The following is a 20,665-nucleotide window of genomic DNA, read 5'->3' as shown; positions in this document are numbered from 1 at the left end:
CCACGGGACATGCGCTCATTCGCGCGGGCCGGCCGAGCGCGTCTGGCGCGTCAGACCGCATCCGGCTAGTGTGCTCCCAGACCCCCGTTCGGGGGTGGACCCCCTTGATCGATTGGTGTCTGCAATGTTGCTCAGGTCCACCGAGAGAACCGCCCATCCGCGCCGCACCCGCCTCGCCGCCGGGGCAGCGGGCGTGCTGGCCATCGTCGTCGGCTTCGGCGTGGTCGACGTGTCCGCCGCGTCCGCCTGGGACCCGGGACCGGGGCACGGAAACGGCCACGGGCAGCAGCTCGCGCCGCGCACCTCCTTCACGATGGCGCCGGACGGCACGAGCGGTGCGACGCAGGGCGGGGAGGGCATCCCGAACATCGACTCGGTCAAGAAGACCATCGCCACCTACTACGGCGACCCCGGCACCGGCATCTCGAACAAGACGGCGTCGCCGTACATCAGCGAGATGTCGGCGATCGTGGCCGGCGAGACGGCGAAGCTGCAGGCCGAGTACGCGGCGGCAAAGGCCAGGGGCGAGAAGCCCGCGATCGTCTTCGACGCCGACGACACCACCCTGTGGACGTACGACATGGAGGTGGCGGACATGCACTTCACCTTCAACCCGGCCGAACAGAACGTGTGGGTGCAGGACCAGCGCTTCCCCGCCACCCCGGCGATGGTCGCCTTCGTGAACAAGGCCGCGGCCATCGGCTTCAGCGTCTTCGGCCTCACCGGCCGCAACGACGACCAGAAGGCCGCCACCCTCGGCAACCTGTCCAAGGTCGGATACACGCCGTTCACCGCGGAGAACTTCTACACCAAGTGGACCGGCGTCGGCGCCTCCCAGCAGCCGTCGTACATCACCTGCGCCACGGCGAAGTGCACCACGGTCGAGTACAAGGCGCTCACCAGGAAGCACATCCAGGATCTCGGATACACGATCGACCTCAACGTGGGCGACCAGTGGTCCGACCTGCAGGGCGGATACGCCACGCGCGCGCTGAAGCTGCCGAACCCCACGTACTACCTGCCCTCCCCCGACCTCCCCGGCGTGAGCGAGCCGGCCCTGTCGCCGCGCACCCACTTCACGATGGCGCCGGACGGCACGAGCGGCGCGACCCAGGGCGGTGAGGGCATCCCGAACATCGACTCGGTGAAGTCCACGATCGCCACCTACTACGGCGACCCGGGCACGGGCATCGCGAACAAGACGGACTCCCCGTACATCCGCGAGATGCGCAGCCTGGTGCTCCGGCAGCTGCCGGTGCTCGCCGCGACCTGCTTCGTGGAGAAGAAGCTGCACAAGAACCCCGCCATCGTCCTCGACGCCGACGACACCACCCTGTGGACGTACGACATGGAGGTGGCGGACATGCACTTCACCTTCAACCCGGCCGAGCAGGACGTCTGGGTGCAGGACCAGCGCTTCCCCGCCACCCCGTCGATGACCACGCTCGCCGCGGTCGCCCAGAAGTCCGGATGCACGCTGATCGGCCTCACCGGACGCAACGACGACCAGAAGGTCGCCACCCTCGGCAACCTCGCCAAGGTCGGATACACCGGCTTCACCCCGCAGAACTACTACACCAAGTGGACGGGCGTCGGCGCCTCCCAACAGCCGTCGTACATCACCTGCGCCACGGCCAAGTGCACGACGATCGAGTACAAGTCGCAGACCAGGGCCCACGTCGAGTCTGCCGCCGGCGGCAAGTACGACATCGTCGCCAACTACGGCGACCAGTTCAGCGACCTGATCGGCGGCTCGGCCGACCGCGCGGTGAAGCTGCCGAACCCGACGTACTACCTGCCGTAGATCGCCCCTGCCGGGGTCGGCGTCCAGTACGCTGACTCCGGCAAGGGAGGTGCGGATGCGGAAGCCGCTCAGGATCACGACGGTGCGGGGCAAGTGGGCCTATGCGGTCGTCGGGTGGTGCGTCGTCGGGCTCGGGGTGCGGGCGATCATCGCGACCACCGGCAACTCGCTGGCGTGGGTGGTCTTCTCCACCGTCGCCGACCTCGCGCTCTATCTGGTCGGCGCGCGGATCTTCCGCGGAGCGGACGAGCTGCGCGATCCTCCCCGGCCCTGGTGGCGGATGACCGCGAGGGCGAAACTGAGCCGCCGCCTGGGGATCCTGTTCGGCTTCCTCACCGTCATGACCTCGCTCAGCCTGTTCGTCGGGAACAGCCGCCACCCGCTAACGGAGACCGCCACGGCGAGCGCTGTTGCCGGGGCGATCGAGTTCCTCGTCCTCACTGTGCTGTACGTCACCTCCGGACGCCGCCTCAAGCGACTCGAGACCCAGCAGCCCACACCGGAGAAGGTCGATCCAGCCCTCTCCGCCCCCTTCGACGACGGGTGGCCCCGCGCGCGGTGACCGCACCGGTATCCTCGTGAGCATGGTCGAGCGCACGAACGGTTCCCCCTGGTTCTTGATCGGCGGCATCCTCCTCGTCGCCGTCGGTCTCGGCGCGCCGCTGATCTTCGACGCCGCGACCGGCCAGACCCAGTGGATCGTGCGCGGGATCGGCGTACTCGTGGCGATCGGCGGCGGCGTGCTGATCGGGTTCTGGGTGCGTCACAGGCAGGGGCGCTGAGCCAGTACTGTCTGAGCCAGTACTGTCTGACTATGCGCCTCGGAGTTCTCGACGTCGGTTCGAACACCATCCACCTTCTCGTCGTCGATGCTCACCCCGGCGCCCGCCCCATCCCGGCCGCCACCCACAAGTCCGTGCTGCGGCTGATGCGCTACATCACCGCGGACGGCGCGATCAGCGACGAGGGCTGCCAGGCCATCCTGGACGCCATCGCGTCTGCGATGCGGGTGGCGGAGCAGGAGGGCATCGAGGAACTGCTGCCGTTCGCCACGTCCGCCATCCGCGAGGCCAGCAACGGCCCTGAGCTGCTCGCGCGCATCACCGCGGAGACCGGCGTCGACCTGCAGGTGCTGTCCGGCGAGGACGAGGCGAAGCTGACCTTCCTCGCTGTGCGCCGCTGGTCGGGCTGGTCGGCCGGCGACCTGCTGCTGTTCGACATCGGCGGCGGTTCGCTGGAGATCGCCTCCGGCCGCGACGAGTACCCGGACATCGCGGTGTCCGTCCCGCTCGGCGCCGGCCGCAGCACCATCGGGTTCCTCCACGACGACCCGCCCACCGCATCCCAGGTCGACGCGCTCCGGATGCACGCCCGCGCGGTCCTGCAGAATGCGGTTGCGCAATTCGGCTCCCGCGCATCCGGGAGCCACGTGGTCGGCACCTCCAAGACCATCCGTTCCCTGGCCCGCCTCGCCGGGTCGACGGCGCCTGGCCCCGGCGGAACCGAGCGCAGCCTGCTGAAGCGGTCGGAGCTGTCCGACTGGGTGCCGCGCCTCGCGCAGCTGCCGGCCGATGCACGCACGGCGCTGCCCGGGATCACCGCGGACCGCACGTTCCAGATCGTCGCGGGCGGCGTCGTCCTCCGCGAGACGATGCGCGCCTTCGGCGTGGATGAGCTCGAAGTCTGCCCGTGGGCGCTCCGCGAGGGCATCATCCTGCGTTACCTCGACCACCTGGGCTGACCCGGCTGGGCCCTCGTGGCCGATTGTGGACAGGATGCGTCCCACACGGGATAGTCGCGGCCTTTTCCCGCCGCCTAACCTTGCGAGCAATATCCGTGGACATCGGCCCCAACCCGACGTGGGCCGTAGCCGCATCTTCCGCACGGGATCCCCGTGCACACCCGGGAAAGCTCCATCGTCATGCCCTCCGTACCTCCTCGCCATCGCGCCAGCGCCGGCACGCCTATCCACCACCGCCACCGCCGCCACGCGCGCCTCCCCCGCCTCGCGGCCCGCGCGCTGACCGCCACCGCCACCGCTGCGCTGCTCGTCGTCGCCGGCTGGGCGCCCGCCGCCCTCGCCGCGACGGCAGCCCCGGATGCTGTGGTGAACATCGCGACCGACCGCACCACCGTGGGGTGGCACGACACCTCGACGTTCACGTTCACCGTGGAGAACTCCGTCGCCGTGCCGCTCACCGACGGCGACGTCACGCTGATCGTTCCGACGTTCGACGGCACAGACGCCTCCGGGAAGCCGGTCGACTGGTGGACGGCGGGCATCCACTGCACGGCCACCGGCGGCGCCGTCTGCCCGACCGGGCGGTGGACCTTCGCCACAGCCACCGGGGCCGTCAGCGCCACCGGGCTCGCGGTGCCCCAGGGCGGGAAGCTGACCTTCACCGCCACCGCACAGCACATCGCGACCAGCACGCAGTCGGCGCGCGCGTCCATCGAGGTCTCCTCGCCGCTCGGCGACCTCGCCCCGCGCACGAACACCGCCGACCTCACCTACCAGTACACGCTCGCGGGCTTCGCGCACGGCGTCGCCGTCACCCTCGACGACCACGACCCGGCCGGCCTGGTCGCGGACGTGACCATCACCAACACCGGCTCGCAAACCTTCGACCTGCTCACCGCGCAGTGGTCCTCCGGCATCCCGGTCGCGGCGGCTGCCCCCGCGAGCCCGGGCGATCCGGCGTTCTCGGGCGTCAGCTGCGACCAGGCGGCGTCCACCGGCGACTGCTCGGCCGTGACCGGGGTCGGCGGTGGCCCGATCGCCGCCACGACAGCGGGAGGCGGCGCGCAGGTGTCCGGTCTCCAGCCCGGTCGCAGCATCGTCCTGCGCGTCACGTACACGCGGGGAACCCCGGGCTGCGGCAGTGCGCCGGTGACCTGGCCGTTCGACGTCGACACGCTCGCGGGTGTCCCGGCGGAGACCGACGGCTCTGTCGCGGACAACACCGCCCACGCCGAGACGACGTGGACGCCGCCCGCCTGCCGGAACTTCGACCTGCGCACCGACGCGGCGGACGCCGTCCCCGCGGCCGGAGCGTGGGCGCCGGGCGGACCGTTCGCGTACACGGCCACGTACTCCAACGCCGGGCCGGACGGCATCACCGACGCGTACCTCCAGGCGGAGGCACCCGCCCGGCTCTCCGGCGCGGCCTCCACCTTCGACCTGGCCGCGATCACCTGCACCGCGACCGGCGGGGCCAGCTGTCCAGCATCCTGGGCGGTCGACGGAACCGGCGCGACGCCGGAGAGCGAACGCATCCGGAGCGGCTCTGTCAGCGTCCCCGCCGGCGGCACTCTGACCGTCACCTATCACGGCACGTATCAGAACATCGACGACGCGATGCTGTGCCGCCCGGCGACGGTGGCGTTCCGCACCCTCGTCTGGACGGACGCGGGAACTGACGCCCATTCGACCGGGGACGACGACGTGTTCGGCACGTTTCAGGGAAACAACGGCCGCGTCGTGCGCTCCGACGCACTGCAGGGTCGGGACTGCGCGTCTCGTCCATACGACCTGGGCGTGGTGAAGACCGGGCCGTTCCTCGATGCCGCAGCCACGACCCCCGCCGGGGCGTTGCGTCCCGGGCAGCTGGTCTACTTCCTGCTCGACGTGACCAACAACACGGTCGACAGCACCGACCTCACCGAGTACACCATCGACGACCAGGCCAGCATCGGCTTCAACCCGATGTACCAGCCGGCAACGGGGACGAGCGGGACAGGCATCGTCGCCGACAAGATCACCTGCCAGTCTGTCGCCAACGGCGCCGCCTGCCCGACCGCTCCCCCGGAGACGGACGGGAACCCGGACTTCTGGTTCGACCCGACCACCAGGATGACCGACACCGAGCTGCTGCACTACGACATCTCGACACCGGCAGGCGACCCCGCCGCGATGCCGGTCGGCGGCGAGATCCGCCTCACGGTGCCGTACCGCGCCCCGCTGATCAAGCCAGAGTTCGCGCAGTGCAGCCCGCAGAGCGCTGCCATCGCCGGCAATAACTTCGTCAGCGTCCCGACCGGGATCGCCCCCGACCTCGTCGACCGGGACCCGTACGGCAACAACTCGGACTTCGTCGAGTTCTCGGTCGACCATCCCACCTGCACCACCTCGCTGAGCGTGGTGAAGACCGCGACCTCTCCGTACTTCGACACCGACGGGGACGCGACCTTCACGATCACGGCGACCAACACGTCCACCTCGGGACTCGAGGTTCCTCGCCTGCGGGACGCCTTCACGAGCGCGGCCGAGCTGTCCCTGGCGGAGGTCGACCTCGCTCACACGACGGTGACCTGCGTGGCAGGCGCGGGAGCGTCCTGCCCGGACTACACCGTGCACCCCGGGTCCCGTCAGGGCGTCGACGGCGCGACCTCGCCGGTCGGGCAGGACGCCGACCCGTCGTTCGCCGCACTCTTCGACGCATCCTGGTCCACGCCCGGCGACGGTGCAGCCACCATGTCCGCGGGATCGTCGGTGACCTTCACGGTGACCATGGCACTCCCGCGCACTCCGTCCGGCGACCTCACCAACCGGGCGATGTTCGGAGCATCCGACGACGACCCGCTGAAGTGGCCGACCGTGATCGACAGGGCGACCGTCGGGCCCCGCCCTGGCAGCGCCGGCCTGTCGGTGACCAAGACGGTCGACCCGACGGTCGCGTACGCAGGCGAGACCATCGTGTACACGTCGGTTTTCACGAACTACTCCGACCAGAGCCGCACGGCCTCCCTCGCCGACCCGCTGGATGCGACCCTGCGCGCCGACAACCCGACGGGGTTCGGCGCCGTGACCTGCTCCCCGTCGCCGCGCGCGACGGACGGCGTCGTCGGCGCGAGCTGTCCGGCACCGCTCACCTCGGCCGCCGACGGGATCACCGCTGGACCGTTCACGATGCCCGCGCACTCGTCGTTCACGATCACGTACACCGCGACGGCGCCGCTCGGCGGGTATTCGAGCGCCCCGAACAGCGTCCGGTTGTTCCAGTCGCCGGATGCGGTCAGCGACGGCGACGCCCAGGCGCAGGCCAACGCGGCGTTCCTCAGCCGGGCATCCCTCGCGGGGACCGTCTTCGTCGACACGGACTACGACGACGCGCTCAGCGCGCCGGACTCCGGACTGCCCGGCGTCCTCATCACGCTCACCGGCACCGACGAGCGCGGCGCCGCCGTCACCCTGTACGCGTGCACCAACGCCTCCGGGTACTACGCGTTCGCCGCAGGTGAGACGGTGTACGCCGACCGGCCGGACTGCGCGCGTCCCGCGACGGCCCCCGTTGCCGGTTTTGTCGGCCTCATCCCCGGAACGTACGCGGTCACCCAGACCCAGCCGGACGGGTTCACCTCCACCACCCCGTCGTCGTTCGTCGGGAGCCACGGTGGCACGTCGGGCACGGACACCGTGACCGGTGTGACCCTGACTGCAGGAGACGCGGCGATCCACTACGACTTCGGCGAGCAGCAGTTCGGCTCGATCGGAGACACGGTCTGGCTGGATGCGAACGCGAACGGCCTCCAGGATGCGGGCGAGCCCGGCGTCGACGGCTTCGCGGTCACCCTGAGCGGCACCGACATCACGGGCGCGCCGGTCTCGGCGACCACGAGCACGGACGCCCTCGGCCACTATGTCTTCGACCACCTGCGACCGGGCAGTTATACGGTCACCTTCTCCCCCGCCAGCCTGGGCGCCGGGCAGACGTTCGCGACGCAGGGAGCGGGCGGGGACCCCGCGCTCGACTCGGACGGCGACCCGGCCACGGGCGTCACTGGGACCATCGCGCTGGGGGCGGGCGAGCACCGCAGCGATATCGACCAGGGCGTGGTGGGGCCGGCGATCGTGGCGCCGCCGGTGCCGCCGGTTCCGCCGGCGCCGCCCACGCCGCCGGTTCCGCCCACGCCGCCGGTTCCGCCGCTGGCGCCCCCTGTGCCGCCGCTGACGCCACTGCCGCCCGTCAACGCGCCAGGCGCGCCCTCAGCGCCCTCCGGCGCCTCCGCTAGCCGCCTCGCAACCACCGGCGCGGACATCAGCGGTGGCCTGACGTCCCTCGCCCTCGCGGCGGTGCTAGCCGGCGCGGTCCTGCTCGCGACGCGCAGGAGGCGCAGGCCCGGCCGGGGGTGAGCGCCGCGGCGCTCCGCGCCGGGCCTCGCCGCGCCGAACCTCACCGCACCAACAAGAAAACCCCCGGGCGACCGGGGGTTTTCACTGCTGGGGTACCTGGACTCGAACCAAGAACAACGGTACCAGAAACCGCCGTGTTGCCAATTACACCATACCCCACTGTCCCGAACCGAAGCCCGGGCACGAGAGTCAACTTTATCCTACGCCGACCCTCAATTACAAAACGGCGATCCCGGGCGCGCCGTCGATCGCGAGTCCGATGAGGTCGCGGTTGATCGCCGAGGCCGCGACCGCTCCGGAGCCCGCGGCCACGATGAGCTGCTGGGGGCCGGGAGGCGTCGTCTCGCCGACCGCGTACACCCCGGGCACCGAGGTGCGGCCGTGGGCGTCCGTGAGCAGGTAGCCGTCGCTGTCCGCGTCCAGGTCGAGACCGGCCGCGTACGCGAGCGACGGCGTCCAGACCGGGCGCACGAAGCCGCCCGCGCGGTCGATGACCGTGCCGTCCGCCAGGCGCACGCCCGTCATCGTCCCTCGCTCCCCCACCACGTCGTCGATCGCGCGGCGCTCGACGCGCACGCCGAGCCGGGAGAGCACCCGCTCGTCGTCGTCGCCGACCGTGCCGACGCCGTTGGTGAAGACGATCAGGTCGTCGGTCCACTGGGTGAGCAGCATCGCGCGCTCCGCGAGGTCGTCCGTCTCGCCGATCAGGGCGAGCGGCGCATCCGCCTTCTCGTAGCCGTCGCACTCCACGCAACTGTGCAGCTGGGTGCCGTAGTACGCCCGGATGCTCGGCACGGCGGGCAGCGTCTCCTGCAGTCCCGTCGCGATCACCACCGTCTGCGCGAGCACGTCGATGTCCGCTGCTCCCCTGACGCCTTTCGCGCGCACCCGGAAGCCGTCGCCCTCCACCTCGATGCTCTGGGCGAGGGCGAACGTCACCTCCCCGCCGTCGTACGCCTCGACCTCTTCGCGGCCGAGGCGGCGCAGTTCGAGCGGGGCGATGCCGTCGCGGGTCAGGTAGCCGCGGGCGACGAGGGTGGCCGCGTGCCTGGGCCGGTTGCTGTCGACGACGAGCACGTCGCGGCGCGCCCGCACCAGGTTGAGCGCGGTGGACAGCCCGGCGGGGCCGCCGCCGACGACGACGACCTCGTGTGACTCCCGTGGCACGGCGCGCCTATCCGAGCGCGGCGGACAGCTTGTCGAGGCGCGCGATGCTCTCGGCCTTGCCGAGGATCTCCATCGACTCGAACAGCGGCGGCGAGATGCGGCGGCCGGACACGGCGACGCGGAGCGGGCCGAACGCGACACGCGGCTTCAGCCCGAGTGCCTCGATCAGCGCATCCCGGAGGGCGGACTCGATGTTCGTGTGGTTCCACTCGTCGAGCGGCACCAGTTCGAGCGCGCCGATGGAGGCGGCGAGCACCTCTCCGGCGTTGGCGGGCAGCGAGGCGCGCGCGTCGTCCTGGATCTCGAGCGACGCAGCGTCGGTGAACAGGAAGCCGAGCATCGCCGGGGTCTCGCCAAGCAGCTGCACGCGCTCCTGCACCAGCGGGGCCGCCTCGGCCAGGATGGCGCGCTGGGCGTCGGTCAGCGGCTCCGTGAGGATGCCGTCGGCCACCAGGTACGGGATGGTCCGCTCCGCGAAGTCCCCGACCTCCAGCAACCGGATGTGGTCGCCGTTGATCGACTCCGCCTTCTTCTGGTCGAAGCGTGCGGGGTTGGGGTTGACGTTCACCACGTCGAACGCCGCGACCATCTCGTCGATCGAGAACACGTCGCGGTCGTGGGTGAGCGACCAGCCGAGCAGCGCCAGGTAGTTGACCAGCCCCTCCGGGATGAACCCGCGGTCGCGGTGGTGGAACAGGTTGGACTCCGGGTCGCGCTTGGAGAGCTTCTTGTTTCCCTCGCCCATCACATACGGCAGGTGGCCGAAGCGCGGCACGAACGTGGTGATGCCCGCGTCGATCAGCGCGTGGTAGAGCGCGATCTGGCGCGGCGTCGACGAGAGCAGGTCTTCGCCGCGGAGCACGTGGGTGACGCCCATCAGCGCGTCGTCCACCGGGTTCACGAACGGGTAGAGCGGGTGCCCGTTGGGACGCACGACGACGAAGTCGCTGAACGATCCGGCCGGGAAGGTGATCTCGCCGCGCACCAGGTCGTCGAAGCTGAGGTCGTCGTCCGGCACGCGCAGGCGCAGAGCCGGCTGGCGGCCCTCGGCGCGGTGCGCGGCCTTCTGCTCGTCGCTGAGGTCGCGCTCGAAGTTGTCGTAGCCGAGCTTGGGGTCGCGGCCGAGCGAGACGTTGCGCGCCTCGATCTCCTCGCCGCTGGCGAAGCTCTCGTAGATGTGGCCGGACGCCTTCAGCTTCTCGATCACGTCGCGGTAGATGTCGTAGCGCTCCGACTGGCGGTACGGGCCGTCGGGGCCTCCGACGTTCACGCCCTCGTCCCAGTCGAGCTTCAGCCAGGTGAGCGCCTCGATGATCTGGCCGTAGCTCTCCTCGCTGTCGCGGGCAGCATCCGTGTCTTCGATGCGGAAGATGAGCTTGCCGCCGGTGTGCCGCGCATACGCCCAGTTGAACAGGGCGGTGCGGATCAGGCCGACGTGCGGCGTGCCGGTCGGCGACGGGCAGAACCGCACGCGGACGTCGGAGCCGGTTGCGGTGGAGAACGGGTGCGAAGTGGAGTCAGACATACTCCCTCAATCCTACTTGGCGGCCCGCACCGGATTCACGAGCGAGCCGACGCCTTCGATCTCCACCTCGACCGTGTCTCCCGCGACGATCGGGCCGATGCCGGCCGGTGTCCCGGTGAGGATCACATCCCCGGGCAGCAGCGTGAAGACGCTCGACGCGTACTCGACGATCGACGGGATGTCGTGAACCATGTCCGCGATCGTGGCGTCCTGCTTGAGCTCGCCGTTGACCCGCGTGCGCAGGTAGGCGTCCGGTTTCAGCTCGGTCTCGATCACCGGGCCGAGCGGGCAGAACGTGTCGAAGCCCTTGGCGCGCGTCCACTGGCCGTCCGTCTTCTGCAGGTCGCGGGCGGTGACGTCGTTGGCGACCGTGTATCCGAAGATGTACTCGTGCGCGTCCTTCGCGGAGACGTTGCGGGCGATTTTCCCGATCACCACGGCGAGCTCTCCCTCGAAGTCGACCTGCTTCGACTGGGGAGGCAGCACGATGGCATCGCCCAGCCCGATGACGGCGGTGTTCGGCTTGAGGAACAGCAGGGGCTCCTCCGGCGCGTCCCCGCCCATCTCTGCGGCGTGGTCGCGGTAGTTCTTGCCGACGGCGACGACCTTCGAGCGCGGGATGACCGGCGCGAGCAGCGCGCCGACCTTGCTGAGCGGCACCCGCTCCCCCGTGGTGTCGAATCCGGCGAACATCGGGTCGCCGGCGAGGACGACGAGGGCGTCCTCGTCGACGATGCCGTAGTCGATGGATCCCTCATGGCTGAAGCGCGCGATTTTCACGCTCCCGAGCCTACTGCCCCGCCATCAGGCCACGCTCAGCGCACTCACGATCCGCTCGACCGCCGGGGTCGGGATCCCGTTGGCCGCCCCGATCCTCAGCAGGGCGCCGCCGAGGGCGTCCAGTTCGTTCGGCGCACCGGCTGCGAGGTCCTCCTGCAGCGAGGTGCGCATCCCGCCCGGCACCCCGGACAGCGTCTCGACGAGCTGCAGCGTCGTCGCGGGAACCCCGGACGCGTTCGAGCACGCCACCACTTCGGAGAGCAGCGCCTCCGTCAGCTCGGGGTCCTCGCTGAGGGCAGCGGCAACCGGCTGCCGCCAGTACGAGGTGAGCAGCGCGATCGACGCGAGCATCCGGAACTTGCCCCAGAGCACCTCTCCCTCCGTCCCGCGCACGCGCACGGCCGGGCCGGCCGCGGTCAGCGCCGCGACCGACGCGAACCCGGCAGCGGGCTCCGGCACCTCGATCCGCACCCACGGGCTCCGCAGGTCGATCACCGACGGGGATGCGCGGAGCGCGGACACCGCGATGCTCGCGCCGGCCACGGGCACGCCGGGCAGCGCATCCCGCAGCTGCCCCATGTGCTCGACGCCGTTGAGCAGCGACAGCACCTCGCCGGGCCGCGCCGCGGCGATACCGGGCAGCACGTCGTCGAGCCCGTACGTCTTGGTCGCGACGATGACGCTCGCACCCTCCGGCACGTCGACGCCGGCGGGCACCCGCTCGACACCCGTGCCGAACTTCTCCGCGGCCGCCCCTCCCGTGTCGCGCAGCTCGATGCCGTTCGCCTCGATGGCGGAGACGGTCGCCGGCCGCCCGACGGCGACCACGTCTTCTCCCGCACGGTGCAGCAGCCAGGCGACGAGTCCGCCGACCGCTCCCGGTCCGACGACGGCGATCACGGGATGCTGCTCGGTGCTCATGACACCGATGCTAGCGACCAGGCCGCCCCGTCGAGCTCGAGCAGCGCGGAGGCCGTGCTCGCGATGGCGGGCACCTGGTCGGCGCCGACGGCCCCGACCAGGTTCACCGTGCGGTGGTCGTGGTTGACGGTGGGCCGGATGACCACCCCGTCGTTGTGCCCGGCGGAGCCGATGGCGAGCGACGGGATCAGCGCGACGCCCACGCCCTCTGCGACCATGCTCACCACCGCGACGAAGTTGTCCGTCTCGTAGGCGATCCGCGGCACGAAGTCGCGCGCGTCCGTCAGTTCGAGCAGGTGGCCACGGCAGCGCGGGCAGCCGGCGATCCACGACTCCGTCGCCAGCTCGGCCAGGTCGACCGCCTTCGCGTCCGCGAGCCGGTGCCCTGCGGGAAGCACGAGCAGCATCTCGTCGCGCCAGACCGGGATGACCGCGAGTCCGCGCGCGCTCTCCCGGTGCGGGTCGACCCTGTCCCCCGGATAGCTGAACGTGATCGCGAGATCTGCTGTCTGCGCGCGCACGGCAGCGACGGCCTCGGGCGGCTCCGCCTCCGTGTACGTGATCCTCACCCCGGGATGCGCCGCCCCCATCGTGCGCAGCAGCCGCGGCACGATGGTCGACGACGCGGACGGGAACGCCGCGAGCCGCACCCGCCCCGACCGGAGGCCCTGCAGGTCGGCGAGTTCCCCGGCCGCAGCATCCAGTGCCGTCGTGACGCTCGTGGCGTGGCGGGCGAGCACCCTGCCGGCCTCGGTCAGCCGCACACCGCGTCCCGCCCGGGCGACCACGGGCATCCCGAGCCGGGCTTCGAGCCGTTTGAGGTGCTGGCTGATGGCGGGCTGACTGTAGCCGAGCGCGTCGGCGGCGCGGGTGATCGAGCCGTGGTCGGCGATGGCGCGCACGACGCGCAGGCTGTGGGAGTCGAGATCGTCGAGGGACACACGCACACATAACCACAGGTGATGGATGCGATTCAACACCTGCTCTTTTCGAATAGGTCCGGGATCGGCACGCTGGAGGCATGCCAGCACCCGTCATCGTCCCGCAGCCGCTCGCCGCCGCGCGCGCCGCCTTCGTCGGCGGGGCCGGCTACCTGGCCGCCTGCACCCAGGGCCTTCCGCTGCGGGCGACGCTCAGCGCATCCCGCGCCGAGCTGGACGCCTGGGAGCGCGGAGAGGCCACCCCGGCCGCGTACGGCGCCGCCGTCGAGGAGGCGCGGGCCGCGTTCGGCAGCATCGTCGGCGTCCCGGCCGACCGGGTGGCGATCGGCTCGCAGGTCTCCGCCATCGCCGCGACCGTCGCCGCATCCCTCCCGGACGGCGCGGAGGTGGTCTGCGTCGACGGCGACTTCAGCTCGATGGTCTTCCCGTTCCTCGCGCAGCAGCACAGAGGCGTCACCGTCGTGCACGCGCCGCTCGACCGCGTCGCCGACGCCATCGGCCCGCGCACCAGCCTGGTCGCCTTCTCGCTCGTGCAGTCAGCGACGGGCGCTGTCGCGGACTCCGACGCGATCATCGCCGCGGCGGCCACGCACGGCGCGATCACCTTCGCCGACCTCACCCAGGCCGTCGGCTGGCTCCCGGTCGACGCCTCCCGGTTCGACCTCACCGCCTGCCACGCATACAAGTGGCTGTGCGCCCCGCGCGGCTCGGCCTTCCTCACCGTGGGCGACCGGATGCTCGACGAGCTGCGACCCGTGCAGGCCGGCTGGTTCGCCGGCGACGACCCGTGGGCATCCTGCTACGGCCCGGACATGCACCTGGCCCGGGATGCGCGCCGCTTCGACGTCTCCCCCGCCTGGCCGGTCTGGCCGGGAACCGCCGCCGCGCTCGCATTCTTCGCCGGCCTCGACCAGGTCGCGGTGCACGCATACACGAGCGGCCTCGGCGACGCCCTCTCCGACCGCCTCGGCCTTCCGGCCCTCGGTCAGGCGATCGTCACCTGGCCGGATGCGGACGGCTCCGACCTCGCCGCCCTCAGCGCCTCCGGCATCCGGGCGTCCGGACGCGCCGGGCGTGCCAGGGTGGCCTTCCACCTCTGGAACACGCCCGACGACGTCGCACGAGTCGGCGACGCGCTTCCCGCGAAGGATCGGGGAAGCGCAGAGCCGGCAGGTTCCTAGCCGTCGAGACGCATCATCCAGTTGTGGCGGTCGCGCACGCGGCCGTACTGGATGTCGGTGAGCTCCTCGCGCAGCGACATCGTGAGCTCCCCGGGAGGGGCGGTGATGTCGCCGACGGTGAAGGTGTCCGACTTGAGCTCGCCGATCGGGGTGATCACGGCGGCGGTGCCGCAGGCGAACACCTCGACGATGTCGCCGGACTCCACGCCGACGCGCCACTCGTCGATCGTCACCTTGCGCTGCTCGACCTTGTGGCCGCGGTCGCGGGCCAGCTGCAGCACGGACTCGAGGGTGATGCCCTCCAGGATGCTGTCGGACTCGGGGGTCACCAGGGTGCCGTCCTTGTAGACGAGCACCACGTTCATCCCGCCGAGCTCTTCGAGGTACTTGCCCTCCACCGAGTCGAGGAACAGCACCTGCGCGCAGCCGTGTTCGGCCGCTTCGGCCTGGGGCAGCAGGCTGGACGCGTAGTTGCCTCCGGTCTTCGCCGCTCCCGTTCCGCCCTTGCCCGCGCGGGACCAGTGGTCGGAGAGCCAGATCGAGACCGGGTTCACTCCGCCGGAGAAGTACGCGCCCGCCGGGCTCGCGATCAGGTAGTAGGCGACTTTGTTCGCCGGACGGACGCCGAGGAACGCCTCCTTGGCGAACATGAAGGGACGCAGGTAGAGGCTTGTCTCCGGCTGGCTGGGCACCCAGTCGCCGTCCACGGCGATGAGCTGCTTGAGCGAGTCGATGAAGTACTCGACCGGGAGCTCCGGCAACGCGAGGCGGTATGCCGAGCGCTGCATCCTGGCGGCGTTCGCCTCCGGGCGGAAGGTCCAGACCGAGCCGTCCTCGTGACGGTAGGCCTTCAGACCCTCGAAGATCTCCTGCGCGTAGTGCAGGACGGCGGCGGACGGCTCCAGCTGGATCGGGCCGTACGGCGAGACGCGCGGGCGGTGCCAGCCACCCTTGACCGACCAGCACAGGTCCACCATATGGTCGGTGAAGTAGTTGCCGAAGCCCGGGTTCGCGAGGATCTCCTCACGCTCGGCTGCGCTGCGCGCCTCCTCGTTCCTGGTGACGGCGAAAGCGAGACCGCTGGGGGTCGGTGCTCCCGTGAGGGTGATGCTGGTCGGAGATGTCATGAGAATCCTTTGCGCTGCGCTCGTTCGAAGCGGATGAACTAATTCTGCGCCACGGCGGTGGCGATCGCGTCGCCGATTTCGGCGGTGGCGCGGGATGCTGTGCCGCGGCTGGCGAGGTCGGCGGTCACCGCCTGCTCCACCCGCTCCGCGAGCTCCACCCGTCCGAGGTGTCGGAGCAGGAGTGCGACGGAGAGGATCGCAGCGGTGGGGTCGGCCTTCTGCTGGCCTGCGATGTCGGGGGCCGATCCGTGAACCGGCTCGAACATGCTGGGGAATTCGCCTGCAGGGTTGATGTTGCCCGAGGCCGCCAGTCCGATGCCGCCGCTGATTGCGGCCGCGAGATCGGTGAGGATGTCGCCGAAGAGGTTGTCTGTGACGATCACGTCAAATCTAGCAGGATTCGTGACCAGGAAGATCGTGGCGGCGTCGACGTGCAGATAGTCGACCGCCACCTCCGGATGCTCGGCGGCGACAGCGTCCACGATCCGCTTCCAGAGCGAGCCGGCGAAGGTGAGTACGTTGGTCTTGTGCACGAGCGTGAGCTTCTTGCTGCGCTGCTCCGCCTGGTCGAAGGCGTAGCGGACGACGCGCTCGACGCCGTACGCCGTGTTCACGGAGACCTCGTTGGCGATCTCGTGCGGCGTTCCCTGGCGGATGGCGCCGCCGTTGCCGACGTACGGCCCCTCGGTGCCCTCGCGCACGACGACGAAGTCGACGTCGCCCGGGTCGGCGAGCGGGCTGGCGATGCCGGGGAACAGCGTGGTCGGGCGCAGGTTGACGTAGTGGTCGAGCGTGAAGCGGAGCTTCAGCAGCAGCCCGCGCTCGATGTTGGCCCCGGCGAGGCGGGGGTCGCCCGGCACGCCGCCGACGGCGCCGAGCAGGATGGCGTCGTGCTGCTTGATCGCATCCAGATCGGTGTCGGTGAGCACGTCGCCGGTCTCGAGGTAGCGCTGAGCGCCCAGCGAGAACGGCGTCTTCGAGAACGTGAGTCCGCTGCCCTCCGTGACGGCGTCGAGCACCTTGACCGCCTCGGCGACGACCTCCGGTCCGATCCCGTCTCCCGGGATGACGGCGAGCTTGACGACGGACGGGGACTCGGACATGGCACTCCTGCTGTTCGGTGCGGGCTGACCATCCCACACTACCGGCGAGCGACCGGGTGGATGCGCGCCCTCCGGATCGCGCCCCAGGGGCCGGATCCGCGTCAGCGCCCGATCTTCCGCAGCGAGAACACCGCGAGGGCCGCCGCGGCCACCATGAGCCCGACGCCGATGCCTGCGGTCAGCGCGACTCCGGAATCGAACGCGGCCCGCGCCGACGCGAGTAACTGCTCGCCGAGGTCGCCGGGGAGCTGTCCGGCCACGGTCGTGGCACCGCCGAGGGTCTCCCCCGCCGCGTGCGCCTGAGCGGCGCTGAGTCCATCCGGCAGCACCACCGCCGAACGGTATGACGCGGTGAGGATCGTGCCGAGCGTCGCCGTTCCGAGCACGGCGCCCAGTTCGTACGCCGTCTCGGACACCGCGGAGGCCGCACCGGCCTTCTCGGCGGGAGCGCTCGTCAGGATCAGCTCGTTCGAGACCGTCTCGGCCGCGCCGATCCCGAGCCCGAGCAGGACGAACGACAGGATGAGCACCCCGGCCTGCGCATCCCCTCCCGACAGAGCCACCACGAGGTAGCCGACCGCCGAGATCAGCAGCGCGACGGGCACCACGATCGCCGCCCGTACGCGCCGCGCGATCGGCACCACGACCAGCCCGGCCACGATCATCGTGGCGAGACCGGGGATGAGCACGAGACCGGCGTCGATCGGGCTGAGGCCGAGCACCAGCTGCAGGTGCTGCGACACGAAGAACAGGTAGCCGACGAGCGACACCACGCTCAGCAGGTTGATCAGCACGGCGCCGCTGAACGACGCCCGCCGGAACAGCCGCATGTCGAGCATCGGGATGGGCCTGCGCAGTTGCCTGCGCACGAACAGCCAGCCGGACACGGCCCCGATCACGATGGCGAGCACCCCGGCCACGGAGAGGCCGTCGGAGGCGAGCGACTTGATCCCGTACACGATGGGCGCCATCGTCAGCAGCGACAGCAGGATGCTCGGGACGTCGATCGGCCCGGGGTTCGGGTCGCGCGACTCGCGTACCAGCAGCGGAGTCAGCACGAGCAACGGGATGAGCACAGGCACCGCGAGCAGGAACACCGATCCCCACCAGAAGTGCTCGATGAGCACGCCGCCGACGATCGGGCCGAGGGCCGAGCCAGCAGCGAACCCGGAGGCCCAGACGGCGATGGCGAGCCTGCGCTGCTCGCGGTCGGTGAAGATGCTGCGCAGCAGCGACAGCGTGGACGGCATCAGCATCGCGCCGAAGAACCCGAGGCTGGCGCGCGCGGCGATGAGCCACTCGGTCGTCGGCGCGAAGGCGGCGCCGACGGAGACGACGGCGAACCCGGTCGCGCCGATCAGCAGCAGCTTGCGGCGCCCAATCCTGTCGCCGAGGCTGCCCATCGAGACGAGGAGCCCCGCGAGCACGAGCGGGTACGCGTCGATGATCCAGAGCATCCCCGTGCCGCTCGGTTCGAGCGCCTGGGAGATGGCGGGCAGCGCGAAGCTGAGCACCGTGTTGTCGACGGAGACCAGCAGCACGGGAAGCATCAGAACAGCGAGCGCCACCCATTGACGCGCACCGGCGCGGGGCGCGACGGCGGGCGTGGGCGTGGTGATGCTCGGCGTGGACATGTAGCTACTGTACCGTCTGGACGGTACAGTAATCAAGCCGGAGCGGCTACCATGTGCACATGGCAGAAACCCCCTCCGCCCGCGACCGCATCCTCGACGCGTTCGAGGAACTGCTCGCCGAGCAGAGCGAACGCGCCGCGACCCTCGACGCCGTCGCCGCCCGCGCCGGCGTCTCCAAGGGCGGCCTGCTCTACCACTTCGCCTCGAAGGACGCGATGGTCGACGGCGTCCTCGCCCGGCTGAGCGCGCACGTCGACGCCGACCTCGACCGGATGCGCTCCGCCCCGGAAGGCCCCGTCGCCTACTTCATCCGCACCTCGGTGCCCACCGACAACGACCTCGAACGCTCCATCGTCGCCGTCGCCCGCCTCGCCCAGAGTGCGGACAGCAGGGCACGGGATGCGCTGTCCGCGATGCAGCGCTCCTGGCTGTCGATCCTCGAATCGTCGGTCGGCGACCCGCTCGTGGCCCGCATCATCATGCTGATCGGCGACGGGATGTACTACAACACCGCTCTCCTGCCGGACACGAACGCCGTCCTGCGCAGCGAGACGGACATGGACAGGGTGATCGAGCTGGTGAAGCGGCTGGCCGACTCCTAGGAGCCGAGCCCGCTCCCGCCGCCGAGCCCGTCGAGCCGGGCCTGCAGGAACCGCCGCACCCGCGCATCCTGGGCGGCCTCGATCGCCGCGGCGTACGCGTCCGCCGCCCGCGCGTCCCCCGCCAGCCGCAGCAGGTCGGCGCGCACCGCGAGCGCCTGCGCGGCGACCACCCCGTCGAACAGTTCGGGATGCGCATCCAGGTCGGCCAGCGCCGCCTCCGGCCCCGCGTCCGCGCTGTAGCCGCGCGCCACGACGCGCCCGAGCTGCGCGGCAGCGGACGGCCACCCCAGCACGAGCCCGTCGTAGAGCCGGGCGATCGCCGGCCAGTCCGTGGCCTCCCAGGTCGGCGCGATGCCGTGCAGCCCGGCGATGGCCGCCTGCAGCGCGAACCGGCCGGGCAGTCCGGCCGCCCCGCTCAGCGCGACGGTGGCGAGGCGCTCCCCCTCTGCCAGCATCCCCGCGTTCCAGCGCGACCGGTCGGCGTCGGCGAGCGTGACGAACTCGTCGGCGTCGGAGATCCTGGTCGTCTGCCGCGCCTCGGTGAGCAGCAGCAGGGCGAGCAGCGCAGCCGCCTCCTCGTCGTGCGGGCGGAGGCGGTACGCGTCCCTGGCCAGCTCGATCGCGTCGGTGCGGAGCCGCCCGTCCGCGCGGGCGTGGCCGACGGTGTAGAGCAGGTAGACGGTGGTGAGCGCATCCGGCAGCCTGGCCGTCAGAGCCGCGTCGTCGCCGGCGGTGAACCGCAGCCGGGAGTCGTGGATGCGCTTCTTGGCCCGCGTGAGCCGCGCGGCCATCGTCGGCTCCTGCACCAGGAACACCTCCGCGACCTGCGCCGTCGGCACGTCGCAGACGAAGCGCAGCGCGAGGGCCACCCGCGTCTCCTCGGCGACATCCGGGTGGCAGACGAGCAGGATCAGCTCCAGTCGCTCGTCGCCGGTGAACACCTCGTCAGCCTGCATGTCGATCTCCGCCTGCCGGTCGGCCGCGCGCGCAGCCTCGGCGGCGAGCATCGGCGCCGCGCGAACGGCGGTGCCCTCGCGTCGCCGCATGTCGACGGCGATGCGCTTGGCCACCGTCGTGATCCAGGCGGCGGCGTTCGCGGGCTCTCGTCCGGCCGCTTCTTCGGCGACGGCGCGGGCGAACGCCTCCTGCACGGCGTCCTCCGCGACCTGGAGGTCGCCGGTCGAGCGGGCGACAGCGCCCAGGATGCGCGGCGCATCCGTGCGGAAGGCACGCTCGGTGGCGGTGGTCACAGCCCATTCAAGCAAGCGGTGACCACCGGCACAATCAGTTGACCGAGCTCAGGACGAGCACGGGGAACAGCTCGTTCCAGCCCTCCGTCGGCACGAGCGCAGCCAGCTCACGGGCCTGCTCCGGGGTGGCGGCGGTGAAGTTGTAGAACCCGGTGACGACCTCTTTGGTCTCGCCGAACGGCCCGTCGGTGAAGAGCGGGCTGTCGCCGTCCCTCGGGGTGATCCTGGTGGCGGCGCTGATCGGCTGCAGGGCGGCGCTCGCGACGATCTTCTCGCCGGCGGCGACCACCGCATCCTGGAACGCCCGGTGGCCGGCCATGCCTGCCGCCCACTGCTCCTCGGTCATCGCGGCCGGGTCCCAGTTCGGTTCCTTGATCAGCAGAACGTACTCGTCGGACATGATGTCTCCTTACGTCTCGCGCTCGCGCGCATCGGTGTGAACACCACTACGACGTCAGTCAACCGCGAAAATCGACAGTCCGCCCCACTTTTTTCTG

At 71.0% G+C, this 20,665-nt stretch carries 17 protein-coding genes and 1 tRNA gene; 7 read left to right on the top strand and 11 right to left on the bottom strand.

The genetic code is table 11. From position 1 onward, the window contains the following. Positions 1-124 precede the first annotated feature (124 nt). The 5 genes from HF024_RS08145 (at position 125) to HF024_RS08125 (ending at position 7,937) form a co-directional block, all read left to right on the top strand. The gene (locus tag HF024_RS08145) at positions 125-1,804 is read left to right on the top strand and encodes an HAD family acid phosphatase (RefSeq protein WP_168689237.1); all 1,680 of its coding nucleotides are present in this window, start codon (positions 125-127) and stop codon (positions 1,802-1,804) included. A 55-nt stretch (positions 1,805-1,859) separates the two neighbouring features. Continuing rightward, positions 1,860-2,366, top strand: coding sequence for a hypothetical protein (locus tag HF024_RS08140; protein ID WP_085370295.1), 507 nt, complete (start codon positions 1,860-1,862; stop codon positions 2,364-2,366). A gap of 22 nt (positions 2,367-2,388) precedes the next feature. Next, the gene (locus HF024_RS08135; RefSeq protein ID WP_085370292.1) at positions 2,389-2,586 is read left to right on the top strand and encodes a hypothetical protein; all 198 of its coding nucleotides are present in this window, start codon (positions 2,389-2,391) and stop codon (positions 2,584-2,586) included. Positions 2,587-2,618: 32 nt separating this feature from the next. Beyond that, positions 2,619-3,545: a Ppx/GppA phosphatase family protein gene (locus HF024_RS08130; RefSeq protein WP_168689236.1), complete on the top strand. Its 927-nt coding sequence runs from the start codon at positions 2,619-2,621 to the stop codon at positions 3,543-3,545. A 180-nt stretch (positions 3,546-3,725) separates the two neighbouring features. Continuing rightward, the gene (locus tag HF024_RS08125) at positions 3,726-7,937 is read left to right on the top strand and encodes an SdrD B-like domain-containing protein (RefSeq protein WP_168689235.1); all 4,212 of its coding nucleotides are present in this window, start codon (positions 3,726-3,728) and stop codon (positions 7,935-7,937) included. A gap of 87 nt (positions 7,938-8,024) precedes the next feature. Here HF024_RS08125 and HF024_RS08120 read toward each other — a convergent pair. The 6 genes from HF024_RS08120 to HF024_RS08095 form a co-directional block, all read right to left on the bottom strand. Beyond that, positions 8,025-8,096, bottom strand: a tRNA-Gln gene (locus HF024_RS08120). A 57-nt stretch (positions 8,097-8,153) separates the two neighbouring features. Beyond that, positions 8,154-9,104, bottom strand: a complete 951-nt coding sequence (locus HF024_RS08115) for an NAD(P)/FAD-dependent oxidoreductase (RefSeq protein ID WP_085370288.1) — start codon at positions 9,102-9,104, stop codon at positions 8,154-8,156. A 7-nt stretch (positions 9,105-9,111) separates the two neighbouring features. Continuing rightward, on the bottom strand, positions 9,112-10,629 hold the full coding sequence (gene gltX / locus HF024_RS08110; RefSeq protein ID WP_168689234.1) for a glutamate--tRNA ligase: 1,518 nt from the start codon (positions 10,627-10,629) through the stop codon (positions 9,112-9,114). Positions 10,630-10,641: 12 nt separating this feature from the next. After that, positions 10,642-11,409: a fumarylacetoacetate hydrolase family protein gene (locus HF024_RS08105; RefSeq protein ID WP_085370284.1), complete on the bottom strand. Its 768-nt coding sequence runs from the start codon at positions 11,407-11,409 to the stop codon at positions 10,642-10,644. Positions 11,410-11,433: 24 nt separating this feature from the next. Beyond that, positions 11,434-12,330 carry a 2-dehydropantoate 2-reductase N-terminal domain-containing protein gene (locus tag HF024_RS08100; RefSeq protein ID WP_168689233.1) on the bottom strand — a complete coding sequence of 299 codons (897 nt, stop codon included), beginning with the start codon at positions 12,328-12,330 and terminating at the stop codon, positions 11,434-11,436. Continuing rightward, positions 12,327-13,271 carry a LysR family transcriptional regulator gene (locus HF024_RS08095; protein ID WP_348770481.1) on the bottom strand — a complete coding sequence of 315 codons (945 nt, stop codon included), beginning with the start codon at positions 13,269-13,271 and terminating at the stop codon, positions 12,327-12,329. Before HF024_RS08095 ends, HF024_RS08100 begins: the two co-directional genes overlap by 4 nt. An 80-nt stretch (positions 13,272-13,351) precedes the next feature. Between HF024_RS08095 and HF024_RS08090 the strand changes: the two genes are divergently transcribed. Continuing rightward, positions 13,352-14,452, top strand: coding sequence for an aminotransferase class V-fold PLP-dependent enzyme (locus HF024_RS08090; protein WP_168689231.1), 1,101 nt, complete (start codon positions 13,352-13,354; stop codon positions 14,450-14,452). On the opposite strand, the gene HF024_RS08085 is transcribed toward HF024_RS08090, so the two are convergent. From HF024_RS08085 to HF024_RS08075, 3 genes are all read right to left on the bottom strand, one after another. Further along, positions 14,449-15,579: a branched-chain amino acid aminotransferase gene (locus HF024_RS08085; RefSeq protein ID WP_085370279.1), complete on the bottom strand. Its 1,131-nt coding sequence runs from the start codon at positions 15,577-15,579 to the stop codon at positions 14,449-14,451. The two genes, HF024_RS08090 and HF024_RS08085, sit on opposite strands and share 4 nt — an antisense overlap. A 38-nt stretch (positions 15,580-15,617) precedes the next feature. Next, positions 15,618-16,682, bottom strand: coding sequence for a 3-isopropylmalate dehydrogenase (locus tag HF024_RS08080; RefSeq protein WP_085370277.1), 1,065 nt, complete (start codon positions 16,680-16,682; stop codon positions 15,618-15,620). A 101-nt stretch (positions 16,683-16,783) separates the two neighbouring features. Beyond that, entirely contained in the window at positions 16,784-18,316 is a 1,533-nt protein-coding gene (locus tag HF024_RS08075) for an MFS transporter (protein ID WP_168689230.1), read from the bottom strand. A 59-nt stretch (positions 18,317-18,375) separates the two neighbouring features. Between HF024_RS08075 and HF024_RS08070 the strand changes: the two genes are divergently transcribed. Continuing rightward, positions 18,376-18,918 (top strand): TetR/AcrR family transcriptional regulator, encoded by a 543-nt coding sequence (locus tag HF024_RS08070; protein ID WP_143465954.1) that lies wholly within the window; start codon positions 18,376-18,378, stop codon positions 18,916-18,918. On the opposite strand, the gene HF024_RS08065 is transcribed toward HF024_RS08070, so the two are convergent. After that, positions 18,915-20,168: a DUF6596 domain-containing protein gene (locus tag HF024_RS08065; protein WP_168689229.1), complete on the bottom strand. Its 1,254-nt coding sequence runs from the start codon at positions 20,166-20,168 to the stop codon at positions 18,915-18,917. The two genes, HF024_RS08070 and HF024_RS08065, sit on opposite strands and share 4 nt — an antisense overlap. A 34-nt stretch (positions 20,169-20,202) precedes the next feature. Then, entirely contained in the window at positions 20,203-20,568 is a 366-nt protein-coding gene (locus tag HF024_RS08060; RefSeq protein WP_085370273.1) for a YciI family protein, read from the bottom strand. Between the last annotated feature and the right edge of the window lie 97 nt (positions 20,569-20,665).

This window comes from Leifsonia sp. PS1209 (assembly GCF_012317045.1).
In the GTDB taxonomy this organism is placed as follows: Bacteria; Actinomycetota; Actinomycetes; order Actinomycetales; family Microbacteriaceae; genus Leifsonia.
Note: the sequence above shows the minus strand (reverse complement) of the source record. Positions and strands in the feature narration are given on the sequence as shown.